15 protein-coding genes are annotated in these 13,870 nt (G+C 70.1%); 6 read left to right on the top strand and 9 right to left on the bottom strand.

Annotation, left to right across the window (positions count from 1 at the left end; genetic code table 11):
• The first annotated feature begins 34 nt into the window (after positions 1–34).
• The 3 genes from SJY07_RS13780 to trxA all read left to right on the top strand — a co-directional run bounded on the left by SJY07_RS13780 (position 35) and on the right by trxA (position 2,309).
• Positions 35–799 carry a hypothetical protein gene (locus SJY07_RS13780; protein ID WP_380159861.1) on the top strand — a complete coding sequence of 255 codons (765 nt, stop codon included), beginning with the start codon at positions 35–37 and terminating at the stop codon, positions 797–799.
• A gap of 119 nt (positions 800–918) precedes the next feature.
• Positions 919–1,959, top strand: coding sequence for a thioredoxin-disulfide reductase (gene trxB / locus SJY07_RS13775; RefSeq protein WP_328293672.1), 1,041 nt, complete (start codon positions 919–921; stop codon positions 1,957–1,959).
• Positions 1,960–1,985: 26 nt separating this feature from the next.
• A complete protein-coding gene (trxA, locus tag SJY07_RS13770) occupies positions 1,986–2,309 on the top strand; it encodes a thioredoxin (protein WP_328293673.1) in 324 nt (107 codons plus the stop codon).
• Positions 2,310–2,359: 50 nt separating this feature from the next.
• Here the strand turns inward: trxA and SJY07_RS13765 are convergent, their stop codons facing one another.
• Positions 2,360–3,022 (bottom strand): GNAT family N-acetyltransferase, encoded by a 663-nt coding sequence (locus SJY07_RS13765; RefSeq protein ID WP_380159858.1) that lies wholly within the window; start codon positions 3,020–3,022, stop codon positions 2,360–2,362.
• 141 nt (positions 3,023–3,163) lie between these two features.
• Between SJY07_RS13765 and SJY07_RS13760 the strand changes: the two genes are divergently transcribed.
• Together SJY07_RS13760 and SJY07_RS13755 are read left to right on the top strand one after the other, a co-directional pair.
• Positions 3,164–4,525 (top strand): PLP-dependent aminotransferase family protein, encoded by a 1,362-nt coding sequence (locus SJY07_RS13760; RefSeq protein ID WP_380159856.1) that lies wholly within the window; start codon positions 3,164–3,166, stop codon positions 4,523–4,525.
• Positions 4,522–5,469 carry a D-alanine--D-alanine ligase gene (locus SJY07_RS13755; RefSeq protein ID WP_380159854.1) on the top strand — a complete coding sequence of 316 codons (948 nt, stop codon included), beginning with the start codon at positions 4,522–4,524 and terminating at the stop codon, positions 5,467–5,469. The genes SJY07_RS13760 and SJY07_RS13755 overlap by 4 nt, the downstream gene beginning before the upstream one ends.
• A gap of 59 nt (positions 5,470–5,528) precedes the next feature.
• Here the strand turns inward: SJY07_RS13755 and SJY07_RS13750 are convergent, their stop codons facing one another.
• The 8 genes from SJY07_RS13750 to rpmH all read right to left on the bottom strand — a co-directional run bounded on the left by SJY07_RS13750 (position 5,529) and on the right by rpmH (position 11,329).
• A complete protein-coding gene (locus SJY07_RS13750; protein ID WP_380159852.1) occupies positions 5,529–6,704 on the bottom strand; it encodes a ParB/RepB/Spo0J family partition protein in 1,176 nt (391 codons plus the stop codon).
• Positions 6,701–8,020 (bottom strand): ParA family protein, encoded by a 1,320-nt coding sequence (locus SJY07_RS13745; protein WP_380159850.1) that lies wholly within the window; start codon positions 8,018–8,020, stop codon positions 6,701–6,703. Before SJY07_RS13745 ends, SJY07_RS13750 begins: the two co-directional genes overlap by 4 nt.
• A gap of 20 nt (positions 8,021–8,040) precedes the next feature.
• Complete coding sequence (rsmG, locus tag SJY07_RS13740) at positions 8,041–8,805, bottom strand: 16S rRNA (guanine(527)-N(7))-methyltransferase RsmG (RefSeq protein ID WP_380162315.1); 765 nt, start codon at positions 8,803–8,805, stop codon at positions 8,041–8,043.
• 47 nt (positions 8,806–8,852) lie between these two features.
• Complete coding sequence (locus SJY07_RS13735; protein ID WP_380162313.1) at positions 8,853–9,413, bottom strand: protein jag; 561 nt, start codon at positions 9,411–9,413, stop codon at positions 8,853–8,855.
• Positions 9,414–9,490: 77 nt separating this feature from the next.
• Positions 9,491–10,507, bottom strand: a complete 1,017-nt coding sequence (gene yidC / locus SJY07_RS13730; protein ID WP_380159848.1) for a membrane protein insertase YidC — start codon at positions 10,505–10,507, stop codon at positions 9,491–9,493.
• A gap of 31 nt (positions 10,508–10,538) precedes the next feature.
• Positions 10,539–10,814, bottom strand: a complete 276-nt coding sequence (gene yidD, locus SJY07_RS13725) for a membrane protein insertion efficiency factor YidD (protein ID WP_328293682.1) — start codon at positions 10,812–10,814, stop codon at positions 10,539–10,541.
• Positions 10,807–11,172 (bottom strand): ribonuclease P protein component, encoded by a 366-nt coding sequence (gene rnpA / locus SJY07_RS13720; protein WP_328293683.1) that lies wholly within the window; start codon positions 11,170–11,172, stop codon positions 10,807–10,809. The genes yidD and rnpA overlap by 8 nt, the downstream gene beginning before the upstream one ends.
• 19 nt (positions 11,173–11,191) lie before the next feature.
• Positions 11,192–11,329 (bottom strand): 50S ribosomal protein L34, encoded by a 138-nt coding sequence (gene rpmH / locus SJY07_RS13715; protein WP_012085693.1) that lies wholly within the window; start codon positions 11,327–11,329, stop codon positions 11,192–11,194.
• A 526-nt stretch (positions 11,330–11,855) separates the two neighbouring features.
• On the opposite strand from rpmH, the gene dnaA reads away from it, so the two are divergent.
• On the top strand, positions 11,856–13,430 hold the full coding sequence (gene dnaA / locus SJY07_RS13710) for a chromosomal replication initiator protein DnaA (RefSeq protein ID WP_328293684.1): 1,575 nt from the start codon (positions 11,856–11,858) through the stop codon (positions 13,428–13,430).
• Positions 13,431–13,870 lie beyond the last annotated feature (440 nt).

The following is a 13,870-nucleotide window of genomic DNA, read 5'->3' as shown; positions in this document are numbered from 1 at the left end:
CCTGGTCGAGTTCGGAGACGGGAGGAGGTCCGCGGTGAGCGAGGAGTTCGGGGAGAGCACCGAGGACGAGGTGCTGAGCCCCCAGGAGCAACGGGTCCGTGACCGGTTGCGCGGAGCGGCCGACCTCGGTCCGATGCCCGACGACGTCGTGGCCCGCGTCGACGCGGCGCTCGCGGCCGTGCGCACCGAGACCCCCGTCGCCTCGCTGGCCGCCCGTCGGCGCCCGTCGCGGTTGCCACGACTGCTGGCCGCGGCGGCCGCGGTCGTGGTCGTCGGGGGCGGCGGCTTCTGGCTCTCGCAGGACCACTCGCTGTCCGGGGCGTCCTCTTCGACGGCCGCCGGTGGTGGCTCGGTGGCGATGGGTGAGTCCGTGCCGCCGTCGGCGAAGGTCCTGCTCAGCGGCAAGGACTACACCGACGCCACCGCCGTCCAGGACCTCGCCGAGGACACTCTCGACGAGGGCGCCCCCACCGGGGGTTCCGCGCCCGACGCGACCCCGGGGCTGGACGCGGCCGACAAGGGGCGGACGATGCTCATGACCCCGCAGGACACGGAGTCCGCGACGAGCGACCCGGCGCAACGCCCGGCTGCCGAGAAGGCTCTGGCCTGCACGAAGAGCCTCGGGGTCGACCCGGACTCCGTCCTCGCCGTCGAGATCGCGACCTGGCGCACCACACCGGCCGCTCTCGTCGTCCACACCACCACCGACGGGGCCGAGGTCGTCGTCGTGGCCCTCGACTGCGTCCCCGGAGACCCCGCCTACAGCCGGGTCGACGTGCCCCTCCCGAACGGTTCCTGAACGTGGTGTGAGGGTTCGGCGCCGGGAACAGCGCACCCCTACGATCGGTTGAAGAAGCAGCAACGCCGGAGCCCCGTGACCGCGGGGTCGGCACCGATCGAGGAAGCAGGTCCGCACAGGTGAGCGACGCCACCACGAACGAGATCCGCGAAGTCATCGTCGTGGGTTCGGGCCCCTCGGGCTACACCGCGGCGCTCTACGCCGCCCGTGCGGAACTGCGGCCGCTGGTCTTCGAAGGATCGGTGACGGCCGGCGGTGCGCTGATGAACACCACCGAGGTCGAGAACTTCCCGGGCTTCCCGGAAGGGATCATGGGCCCGGACCTGATGGACAACATGCGCCAGCAGGCCGAGAGGTTCGGCGCCGAGCTGATCACCGACGACATCGTCGACGTCCGCCTCGAGGGTGACGTCAAGGAGGTCGTCACCGGCTCCGGTGAGACCTACCGCGCCCACGCGGTGATCCTCGCGCTCGGTTCGGCCTACCGTCAGCTCGGTCTCCCGGACGAGAAGCGGCTGTCCGGTCGTGGCGTGAGCTGGTGCGCCACCTGTGACGGCTTCTTCTTCCGCGAGCAGGACATCGTCGTCGTCGGCGGCGGGGACTCCGCGGTCGAGGAGGCGACGTTCCTCACCCGTTTCGCCCGCACCGTGACGATCGTGCACCGACGGGACGAGCTCCGCGCCTCGCGCATCATGGCGAAGCGCGCCGAGGACAACCCGAAGATCAAGTTCGTCTGGAACTCCGCCGTCACCGGCATCCTGGGCGAGAACAAGGTCGAGGGCCTCACGGTGCAGGACACCGTGACCGGTGAGACGAGCGAGATCGCGGCGACCGCGCTCTTCATCGCCATCGGCCACGAACCGCGCACCGACCTCGTCAAGGGGCAGGTCGACCTGGACGAGAACGGGTTCATCCTCGTCGAGGGTCGCAGCACCCGCACGAACCTGCCCGGCGTCTTCGCCGCCGGTGACGTCGTCGACCACGAGTACATGCAGGCCATCACCGCCGCCGGCATGGGGTGCTCCGCCGCCCTGGACGCCGAGAAGTTCCTCGCCGCCCGCGGTGACGTCGCGCAGGACGAGCAGCCCCCGCGCGAGGAGACCCGGACGCCCGACGTCGCGGACTCCGACACCGTCGACCGCCCGCAGCCGCGGGTCTGACCCCCACCCACATCAGGAGAACGACCATGAGCACCACCCACGTCACGGACGACACGTTCGACGCCGAGGTCCTGCAGTCCGACAAGCCCGTCCTCGTCGACTTCTGGGCGCCCTGGTGCGGCCCGTGCCGTCAGGTCGCCCCGATCCTCGAGGAGATCGCCGCCGAGAACGCGGACAAGATCACCGTGGTGAAGGTCAACACCGACGAGAACCCGAAGATCGCCGCGAAGTACGGCGTCACGTCGATCCCGACGCTGAACGTCTACTCCGGTGGTGAGGTCGTCAAGACGATCATCGGCGCGCGGCCCAAGCCCGTGCTGCTGAAGGAGCTCGACGACTTCGTCGGCTGATCCCGTTCGCGGAGAGCGCCGGTCCCCTCGTGGGGGCCGGCGCTCTGCTGTCAGGGGTGGGCTACCCCGGTGAGGGTCTGGACCCGGATGCTGCCGAGCAGCCGCTCGAGCGCCGCCTCGACGTCCTCGCGCCAGCTCAGCGCCGTCTTCAGCTCCAGCCGCAACCGCGGGTAGCGGTGGTGGGGACGCACCACGGTGAACCCGACCGACTCCAGCAGGTGCGCGGGGAGCACGCAGGGGTCGCCGTGGTCGTGCGGGGACTCCTCGCTGCCGTCACCGCCGACGGCCGCCGCCGCCCCGCCGAACGCCTCGACGGCCTTCACCCCGCGTTGGGTGAGGTCCTTGGCCGCGCCCTGCAGCAGCATCCGGGCCAGCCCTTCGCCCCGGAAGGCCGGTTCGATCCAGCCCGTCGTCAGCAGGACGCTGTCACCGCTGACCGGCGAGGTGGGGAAACCCGTCGAGCGGGGTGAGTAGACCGGCGGGGCGTACATGACGAACCCGGCCGCCTGGTCGTCGACGTAGACGAGCCGGCCGCACGGACCCCACTGCAGCAGGACGCTGGAGATCCAGGCCTCCTTCTCGAAGTCCGGGTACCCCGCCGCGGCGGCCCGCTGGGCGGCTCCGGCGTCGAGTTCCCAGAAGACGCACTGCCTCGACTGCTTGGGCAGGTCGGCCAGCGTGTCGAGCGTCAACGGCGCCATCCGACGACCCACCGGCGTCAGCCTCCCCAGTCCCGCTCGGCGTCTCGACGACGCGTCCGCGTTGCGTCCACGCGTCGAACGCATCCTAGGTGGCAGTCTCGGAGAGTGCGACGAGCACTCGTCCACCCAGCACCCGTGTCCCAGGAGGCCGTCATGAGCCAGCACCGCCCGCCCTCGAGTCCCGGTGACGCGTCCCCCGCGTCGGCGGCGGCCGGGGCCGGAACTGGGGCTGGCCGGAGGTTGGACCGTTGGCGGTCCGCCTACGCCGAACGGACCGCCTCGATGACCGCGTCGGAGATCCGGGCGCTGTTCGCCGTGGCGAACCGGCCCGAGGTCGTCTCGCTCGCCGGCGGCATGCCCTACCTGCCCGCGCTCCCCCTCGACGCCATCGCCGAGATCTCCGCGCGGTTGATCTCCCAGAAGGGAGCCGTGGCCCTGCAGTACGGCTCCGGTCAGGGTGAGGAGGTGCTGCGCGAGCAGATCGTCGAGGTCATGCGCCCCCAGGGCATCGAGGCCCACCCCGACGACATCGTCGTGACGACCGGGTCCCAGCAGGCCCTCGACCTCGTGTCTCGGATCTTCCTCGACCCGGGTGACGTGGTCCTCGCCGAGGCGCCCAGCTACGTCGGTGCTCTCGGGGTGTTCCGCAGCTACCAGGCGCAGGTCGTGCACGTGCCCCTCGACCACGACGGACTGCAGCCCGCGGCGCTGGAGGAGGCCCTCGTGCGCCTCCGGGCCGAGGGCAAGCGGGTGAAGTTCCTCTACACGGTGCCGAACCACCACAACCCGGCGGGCGTGACGCTCTCGTTGGAACGGCGGCGGGAGGTCCTGGCCATCGCCCGACGCCACGAGCTGCTGATCCTCGAGGACGACCCGTACGCGCTGCTGGGCTTTGACGGCGACCCGCTGCCCGCGCTCCGCTCGATGGACCCCGAGCACGTCGTGCACCTGGGGTCCTTCTCCAAGACGTTCGCGCCGGGCTACCGCGTGGGGTGGGCCGTCGCGCCGCACGCCGTGCGGGAGAAGCTCGTGCTGGCCTCGGAGTCGGCGATCCTCTGCCCGACCTCCTTCGGCCAGTTCGCGATCGCCGAGTACCTGTCGAGCTACGACTGGATGGGCCAGGTCAAGGTCTTCCGCGAGCTCTACCGCGAGCGGCGCGACGCCATGCTGGACGCCCTCGCCACGCACCTCCCCCGAGCGACGTGGACGCACCCCGTCGGCGGGTTCTACGTGTGGATGACGTTGCCCGACGGTCTCGACGCGAAGGCGATGCTGCCGCGCGCCGTCACTGGCCGCGTCGCCTACGTCCCCGGCGGCGCCTTCTACGCCGACGGGAGCGGTAGCCGGTCGGTGCGGTTGTCGTACTGCTTCCCGCCGGCCGAACGGATCCGTGAGGGTGTCCGCCGCCTCGCCGCCGTCGTGCAGGACGAACTGGACGTGGCCGAGACCTTCGGCCCCGTCACCCCGCGCGCCGGTCGAGCCGGCCACGACAACCCCGGACCGGAGCTGGCATGACCCGCGACCTGCACGTCGCCGTCCTCGCGGGCGGTCTCTCCCACGAACGGGACGTCTCCCTGCGCTCCGGTCGCCGGGTCGCGGACGCGTTGCGCTCCTCCGGCTGCGAGGTGACGATCCTCGACGCGGACGCGCACCTGCTGCCGACGTTGGCCGCCCAACGACCCGACGTCGTGTGGCCCGTGCTGCACGGGGCGATCGGGGAGGACGGCGCGCTGCGTGACGTCCTGGAACTCCTCGGGCTCACCTACGTCGGCGCCCGCCCGGGGGCCTGTCGACTGGCCTGGGACAAACCCATCGCCCAGAGCATCGTCGCGGCGGCGGGGATCAGGGTCCCCCCCTCGATCGCGCTGCCGCACGCCACCTTCCGCGACCTCGGAGCCCAGCCCGTCCTGGCCGCAGCCGCCGATTGGGCGGGCTTCCCGCTCGTGGTGAAGCCGAGCCGGGGAGGCTCGGCGCTGGGGGTCGCCGTCGTCGGGGAACCGCGGGACCTCGCCCGCGCCGTCGTGGACTCGTTCGCCTACGGCGACACCGCCCTGGTCCAGCAGCACGTCCCGGGGGTGGAGGTGGCCGTCTCCGTCGTCGAGATCGACGGGCAGGTCCAGGTCCTGCCCGCCGTCGAGATCGTCGCCGACGGCGGCTCCTACGACTACGCGGCCCGCTACACCGCCGGGACCACGGAGTTCTTCGCACCGGCCCGGTTGTCCGTCGACGACGCCGAGCGGCTGGCCGGGACGGCCCGGGGTGCGCACGAGGCGCTGGGACTGCGCCACCTGTCCCGCATCGACTTCATCGTCACCGACTCCGGTGATCTGGTGTTCCTCGAGGCGAACGCCGCCCCAGGGATGACCGAGACGTCGTTGCTGCCGCAGGCCGTGGAGGCCGCGGGGCTGGAACTCGACTCCGTGTACCGCTCCATCGTGGAGAGCGCGCTCCGGAGCTGACCTGCGGACGTGCTACGGGCGGCGCGTCGGGTGGGGGGTCACCGGCGCGCCGCCCGTGCTCAGGGGGTGGGTGTGGCGTCGAGCAGGCGGAGGATCCGGTCGAGGTCCTCCAGGCCGGCGAAGTCGACCGTCATGCGCCCGCGGGTGCGTCCCATGCTGATCTTCACCCGGGTGTCGAGCCGGTCCGCCAACGTGGAGGCGCGGTCGTCCAGGTCCGGCTGCGCCTGCGCGGGGTTGCGGCGTCGCGGCTCGTGGTCCGCGTCCCCGAGGGAGATGATCTCCTCCACGGCGCGCACCGAGAGACCTTCGGCGACGACCCGCTGGGCGAGACGTTCCATCGCCGCGCCGTCCTCGAGCGACAGCAGCGCACGAGCGTGGCCGGCGGAGATGACGTTCGCCGCCACCCGACGCTGCACCAGCGGCGGCAACTTCATGAGACGCAGCGTGTTGCTGATCTGCGGACGTGAGCGGCCGATGCGTGAGGCGAGTTCCTCGTGCGTGCAGCCGAAGTCCTCGAGGAGCTGCTGGTACGCCGCCGCCTCTTCGAGCGGGTTCAGCTGGCTGCGGTGCAGGTTCTCCAGCAGCGCGTCGCGGAGCAGGTCGTCGTCGGCGGTGTCGCGGATGATCGCCGGGATGGTCTCCAGGCCGGCCTCGGTCGCGGCTCGCCACCGACGCTCACCCATGACCAGCTCGAAGCGCGGGCTGCCGTCCTCCGCCGGGTCCGAGGACCGGACGACGATGGGCTGCAGCACCCCGATCTCGCGGATGGAGTGCACGAGTTCGGCGAGCTCGTCCTCGTCGAACACCGTGCGCGGCTGACGGGAGTTCGGCACGATCGCGGTGACGGGGACCTCGGCGAAGCGCGCCCCGGGCACGTCGACCAGGCCATCGTCGGTCGTGGCGTCGGTCGTGGCGTCGGTCGCGGTGGGTTCGACCTCGACCTCCGGGGTGATCTCCGGCTCCAGGGGGGCCTCTGCGGGCGCCTCCTCGGTCGTGACGACCGCGAGGTCGCCGATGCGTTCCTCGTGGCTCTCCGGCGCGTCAGGCGTCTCGTCGACCGTCGTATCGGTCTCGTCGGAGCGCTGGTCGAAGAAGAGGTCGACCGGACGTCCCCCGGTGCGCATCGCCGGGGGCAGCGTGGCGGTTCCCATGCCGACCCGGCTCGAGGTCGTCGGTCCACCGCTGGGGATCAGGGCACCGAGTCCCCGGCCGAGTCCACGTCGCTTGTCGCTCACGCTCCACCTTCCTTCGACGCGAACCCACGTCGCGTCCCCGTTCCATCACTCCACCGCGCCCACGGGTCCGCCACAGCGGGCGGCGCTCCCACGGCAGCATCCCCTGCAGGCGCGACCGTTTCGTGGACGCCACGCTGGGCGATCTCACGCGCCGCCTCGAGGTAGGCCAGGGCACCGGAGGACGACGGGTCGTACGCCATCACTGTCTGACCGTGGCTCGGTGCCTCCGAGATCCGCACCGAGCGGGGGACGAGAGACCTCAGGACCTGCTGCCCGAAGTGCTGACGAACCTCGTCCACGACCTGGGCGGCCAGCCGCGTGCGACCGTCGTACATGGTCAGCAGGATCGTGGTGACCTCGAGGTCCGGGTTCAGGTGCTCCTGGATCAGCTCGATGTTCGCCAGGAGCTGGCTCAGCCCTTCGAGTGCGTAGTACTCGCACTGGATGGGGATGAGGACCTCCGGGGCCGCGACGAAGGCGTTGATGGTCAGCAGGCCCAGGCTCGGCGGACAGTCGATGAGGACGTAGTCGATGCGCCGCTCCCCGGCCTTCTCCAAGGCCTTCAGGTACTTGGCGAGCGCACGTTGCAGACGCATCTCACGAGCTACCATGGAGACCAGCTCGATCTCAGCACCGGCGAGGTCGACCGTCGCCGGCGCGCACCAGAGGTCGGGAGCCTCGTCGCAGCGCTGGACGACATCGGCCAAGGGTTTGCCCTCGACCAGGACCTCGTACACGCCGGGCACGTCCTGGTGGTGGTCGATCCCCAAGGCCGTCGAGGCGTTTCCCTGCGGGTCGAGGTCGAGGACGAGGACCTTCAGCCCCGCCGCCGCCAGCGCCGAAGCGATGTTGACCGCGGTCGTCGTCTTGCCGACGCCGCCCTTCTGGTTCGCGATCGTCATGACACGGGTTTCCGTCGGCAGCGGGAAGCGCTCCGACACCGTCGCGCGCCGTGTTTCACGTGGAACCGGAGGGAGCTCCTCCTCGGCTTCCTCGAGCTCGTCGACTTCGTCGATCACCGGGAGGGTCTCCACCGACGTCAGGATGGGCGGAGCAACGGGCGTTTCACGTGAAACGTCCACCAACTCTGACTGCGGCTCGGTTTCACGTGAAACGGGCGCTACCGGCTCAATGGCGACGAGCAGCGTTTCACGTGGAACATCGACGTTAATGGTGTCGACGTGCACCTCGGTTTCACGTGAAACGTCGACAGCCTGAGGCTCATCGAGCATCAGGGCGGAGACCGAGAACCACCCCAGGTGCCCCGAGCCGTTCGACGCCGGCCGCGAGCTGCTGAACCAGCCGAGCTGTGCCACTCCTCGTTCCTCTCCCTCACTCATCGACGGTTGCCCTTGCCGGGGCGGCGCTTCGCCACGGCCGGTGCGCCCGGTGCAGGTGCAGCGCGCAGCGGACCGTGCCCCCGGGCCACCCGCACCACGGTCGTCCCCGTGCCGTCGTCGGGTCCGACGCTCAGTACCTCGGGAGCCGTCGTGATGCCCATCTGCTGCAGGGTCGCAGCTGCGGCGGCGATCTCCTCGGAGGCGCTCCGGCCCTTGATGGCGATGAGGTGCCCACCGGTCACGACGAGCGGCAGCGCCCAGCCGTAGAGAGTCTTGAGCGGAGCGACGGCTCGAGCCGTGACGACCGCAGCGGAGAACTCACCCCGCACGTCCTCAGCGCGACCCCGCGCGACCGCGACCTGGTCTCGCAGGTCCAGTTCGGCGATCGCCTCGCGGAGGAAGGTGTAGCGCCGTTCCAGCGGCTCGACGAGGCGGATGTGGAGGTCCGGCCGGGCGAGAGCGAGCGGGATGCCTGGCAGACCTGCACCGGAGCCGATGTCGATGACCGACGACCCCTCGTCGATGACTTCACTGAGGTAAGCACAATTGAGGATGTGCCGGTCCCAGAGCCGCGGGACTTCACGCGGGCCGATCAACCCCCGCTCGACACCGGCCGTCGCAAGGAGCTCGCGGTAGGCGGCGGCGCGATCGGCGCGGTCCCCGAAGACGCGTGACACCGCCTCGGTCGGGACCTCGGAGGAACTCTCGGAAACGACGGAGGGCGGTGGCGTTTCACGTGAAACACCACCGCCCTCAGGCACCTCATCAGACACCCCGTCACCCTATCGGCTGACGGGAGCCTGCCTGTTCAGTCGTCGTCGCCCTGTGGACCACTCTCGATGACGGTGGGGAGCACCACGACGCGACGACGGGGCTCTTCACCTTCGGACTCGCTGAGCAGACCGGCCGCGGCCACGGCGTCGTGCACGACCTTGCGCTCGAACGCGGGCATGGGTTCGAGGCGTTCGGCCGAGCCGCTGGCGCGGACCCGGGCGACGACCTCACCGGCGAGGCGCACCAAAGCGCCGCGCTTGGTGAGGCGGTGCCCGGCGACGTCAAGCATGAGCCGTGTGCGGTCTCCGGTCTGAGCCTGGACGGCCAGGCGGGTGAGCTCCTGCAGCGCCTCGAGGACGTCGCCGCTCGCACCGACCAGCTTTTCGAGGGCGGGTGTACCGGCCTCGTCCGCGACGATCGCGACCGACGCACGGCCGTTCTCGATGTCGATGTCGATGTCACCGTCGAGGTCGGTGATGTCCAGGAGCTCTTCGAGGTAGTCGGCGGCGATGTCGCCTTCCTCCTCGAGTCGCGACTTGGCCGATCCGCGCTTCGGAGTCTCTTCCGTCGCGGCGGCGGCCTCGGTCTCTGCCACCGAGGTCTCCTCGACCGCGTCCGTCGTGCCGTTCACAGGTCCTCCTGGGTCTCGCTGTGCAGCTGGTTCTGAGGTGTTCAGCGGTTCGGGCCCTGGCTGGAGCGCGGACCGCCGGGACGGCGCTGCTCACGGCTGTCGCCGCGCTTGGGCTGCTGACGCTGCCGGCGGGCCGGGGCGTTGGTGGTGTGCTCGGCAGTCACACCAGTGCCGGACGGGCCCGACGTGTCGGTCGTGAGGACCTGACCACGGCGGGCGGCGCGACGAGCCTTGCGCTCCTCGAGCTCCTTCTCCGCCACCGACCCCGGGTTGGGCATGCGCCGGATGACGAAGAACTGCTGCCCCATGGACCAGACGTTCGTGGTGAGCCAGTACAGGAGGACACCGATCGGGAAGTTCACGCCGGAGACGGCGAAGATGACCGGCAGCACGTAGAGCATCAGCTTCTGCTGCTGCGCGAAGGGGTTGCCCTCCATCGACGCCGACGACGTGTTCTTCGCCATCAGCTGGCGCTGGGTGATGAACTGCGACGCCGACATGAGGACGATCATCACTGCGGTGAGGACGATCGTGTTCCACTCACCCGTGGTCCACGACTTCAAGAAGATGTCGGAGAGCTGAGAGCCGAAGATCGTCGCGTTGTCGGCCTGCTCCACCAGAGTGGCGTTCAAGGGGCCGATCGACTTGCCCTGGCCGATGCCGTTGAGCGTGTGGAACAGCGCCAGGAAGATCGGGGACTGCAGCAGGATCGGCAGGCAGCTCGCCATCGGGTTCGTCCCCGACTCGCGGTAGAGCGCCATCATCTCCTGCTGCATGGCCTGGCGGGACGCAGGATCGTTCTTGCCCTTGTACTTGGCCTGGATCTTGCGCATCTCGGGCTGGATGACCTGCATCCCCCGCATGGCCTTGATCTGCTTCACGAAGAGCGGGATCAGCAGGATGCGGATGACGACCACGAGGCCGACGATCGACAGCGACCACGCCGCACCGCCGGCGGGGTTGAACCCGATGGCCGTGAACAGGTCGTGGAAGCGCACCATGATCCACGCCACCACCCATTGGATGGGATGGAGCAGCTGGTAGAAGAAATCGATCATCGTGCGGCTTGTCCTCTCACAGGGGTCGGGCTCACGGGGCCTTCACCCGCGAGTGGCCCTTCGGCGGAACGGGGTCCACCCCACCAGGGTTCCACGGGTGGCAGCGGAGGAGTCGTCGGACGGCGAGCCAAGTCCCGACGAGAGCACCTCGGGTGCGCAACGCCTCGACGGCGTAGGCGGAACACGAGGGGTAGAAGCGGCACGTGGGGCCCAGGACGGGCGAGACGAGCAGCTGGTAGATGCGCACCAGCCCGACCAGCAGCGATGCCGGCCAGCGCAACGGGTGCCACCAGTGTCGGTCAGGCACGAGCCGTCGCCTCGACCGGGAGGAGACCCAGCCGGCGCAGGCCCTTGTCCACGTCGGCGGCGAGCTCGGCCGAGGTGGCGTCGCCGGCCGCGGGGAGCGCCCGCACGACCAGCAGACCGCCCTCGGGGGGCAGGACGACCAGTCGGGCGGACGCCAGGTGCCGCAGCCGGCGTTGCGTGCGGTGCCGGACGACGGAGTTGCCCACGGCCTTGGACACGACGAAGCCCACCCGCGTGGGGTGGGCTCGGTCGGTCGCCGTCCAGTGCAGGACCAGACGACGGGTTCCGGCACGCGTGCCGTGCTTCAGGGCGACGGTGAAGTCGTCCTTGAGGCGAAGGCGGTGCTCCGCTGACAGCACGCGGGCTGGGGGAACGGCGTCAGGCGGAGATCTGCGCGCGGCCCTTGGTGCGACGCGCCGAGAGGATGGCGCGGCCGGCACGGGTCCGCATGCGAAGACGGAAACCGTGCACCTTGGCGCGACGACGGTTGTTCGGCTGGAAGGTGCGCTTGCTCACGTCAGTACTCCAAGACTCGGGCGGGACTCGTGCGGGCGGGCCCCGCCGTACTGCCGGACCGTGGACCCGGGACGAACCCGGGGACGGGCGGCGATGCGGAGCGCAATCTCCAGCAGGGTACGGTCCCGAACCGACTGCGGTCAAAGCGCGCAGGGTCTGCCCGGCGACGACGGCGCGACCGCCGTCCACAGGACGCGCGAGCGGGCCCTCCGGGGGACGCCGGGAAGGTACCGTTCCCGTCAGGTCCGGCGGGAGACGACCCGCCGAGACCGCGGTCCTCGACAGGCGCCGCTCCAGGCCCCGCTCGACGGGGACGGGCGTGGCAGTGGCGGCCGGACGTCGTCGGGGAGGACGCCACTTGAACAGTGGCCGTCGCGTTGTTACGGTCCCGCTCGACGTACCGACGCCCGCACCGCTCGAGGTGCTGCGACGGACATCTCGTGTGCCCCGACCGTCTTCCACAGCTGTGGACAGGGTTGTGGACGAGACCCGTCCGACGGATCCGGTACGACGGGAGAGGGCTCGAGTGGAGACCGACAGCGGGGACTTCCCCAGCGTCTGGGAACGTGCCATCGCCCAACTGGACGACGGCGTCACTCAGCACCAGCGGGCGTTCGTGCGCCTGACCCGACCCCTCGGCCTGCTCGACGGGACAGCTCTGCTCGCCGTGCCGAACGACCTCACCAAGGACGTCATCGAGCAGAAGGTCCGCGAACCGCTGACCCGCGCCCTCTCTGAGGTCTACGGCTCGGCGATCCGTCTCGCGGTCACGGTGGACCCCTCGATCGGGCAGATGCTCACCCCGGAACGCACCGGCGAGCTCGTCGACGGTCTCGACGGGGTTCCCAGCGTGGAGCGCGAACGGGTCTCGGCCCTGCGCGGCATCGATGGTGAAGGTGATCCCGGTCGGTACTCCCGCACCGACGAGCGTCACCTGAGCGCCGTCGAGGAGGATTCCCCGCTCGACGATTCCGACCCCGACCTGCTGTTCACCGGCTACAAGGTCGACCGGGGCGCCGGAACGGGCCGCCAGGCCCCGCGGAACCGTTCCACGACGAAGATCGAGAACGCCCGGCTGAATCCGAAGTACATCTTCGAGACCTTCGTCATCGGCGCCAGCAACCGTTTCGCGCACGCGGCCGCGGTGGCCGTCGCCGAAGCCCCGGCGAAGGCTTACAACCCGTTGTTCATCTACGGGGAGTCCGGGCTGGGAAAGACGCACCTGCTGCACGCCATCGGGCACTACGCCCAGAACCTCTACCCCGGTGTGCAGGTCCGGTATGTGAACTCCGAGGAATTCACCAACGACTTCATCAACTCGATCCGCGACGACAAGGCCCAGGCGTTCCAGCGCCGGCACCGCGACGTCGACGTCCTCCTCATCGACGACATCCAGTTCCTGTCGAACAAGGTCCAGACGCAGGAAGAGTTCTTCCACACGTTCAACACGCTGCACAACGCGAGCAAACAGGTCGTCATCACCTCCGACCTGCCGCCGAAGCAGTTGTCCGGCTTCGAGGAACGCATGCGGAGCCGTTTCGAGTGGGGCCTCATCACCGACGTCCAGCCCCCGGACCTGGAAACGCGCATCGCCATCCTCCGCAAGAAGGCGATCGGGGAACGCCTCGAGGTGCCCGACGACGTGAACGAGTACATCGCGTCGAAGATCTCCTCGAACATCCGTGAGCTCGAAGGCGCGCTCATCCGCGTGACGGCGTTCGCCAGCCTGAACCGGCAGCCCGTCGACATGCAGTTGGCCGAGATCGTGCTGCGCGACCTCATCCCCAACGACGAGAGCCCCGAGATCACGGCCGCCGCGATCATGGGCCAGACGGCGTCGTACTTCAGCATCACGTTGGAGGACCTCTGCGGGACGTCCCGTTCGCGGACCCTCGTCACCGCCCGCCAGATCGCGATGTACCTCTGCCGCGAGCTGACCGAGCTGTCGCTGCCGAAGATCGGTCAGCACTTCGGCGGCCGCGACCACACGACGGTCATGCACGCGGAACGCAAGATCAAGCAGCAGATGGCCGAGCGGCGCAGCACCTACAACCAGGTCACCGAGCTCACCAACCGCATCAAGAAGCAAGCGGGCGCCTGACCCGACGCTGAGCCCCGACGACGACAGGTCCGGGGTCGGCAACGCAGAGACGCGAACGCCCCGGTCGTGCCGGATCCAGCGTGGGATCCGGCACGACGGGGCACACGTCGTGGTGGTCGCACTGCCACTCCTCCTGACGCCCGCGGGGCGCCCCCGACTCAGCCCCCGCGGCGAAGCCCATGACGTCTCCCGCGGCCTCCTGACGCCGCCGTTCAGGCCGTCGGCGCCCGAGCCGTCCCGCCGTGTGCTGACGCGTGCCCGGCGCCGGCCGTCGAGCCGTCCTGCGCGGGCGACCGCTCGAGGTCGCCGACGTCCCTCACCCCTGACGGAGAGTCGGTCCGGGCGCCGTCAGACCTCGTCGGAAAAGTTCTCCACAGTTGTCCACATGCTGGGGACAGGGTTGTGGACAGAGAAGCCCACACCCGTGGACAACCCGGTGG

This window comes from Kineococcus sp. R86509 (assembly GCF_042466365.1).
GTDB lineage: Bacteria > Actinomycetota > Actinomycetes > Actinomycetales > Kineococcaceae > Kineococcus.
This window is presented reverse-complemented; position numbering and strand designations above follow the sequence as displayed.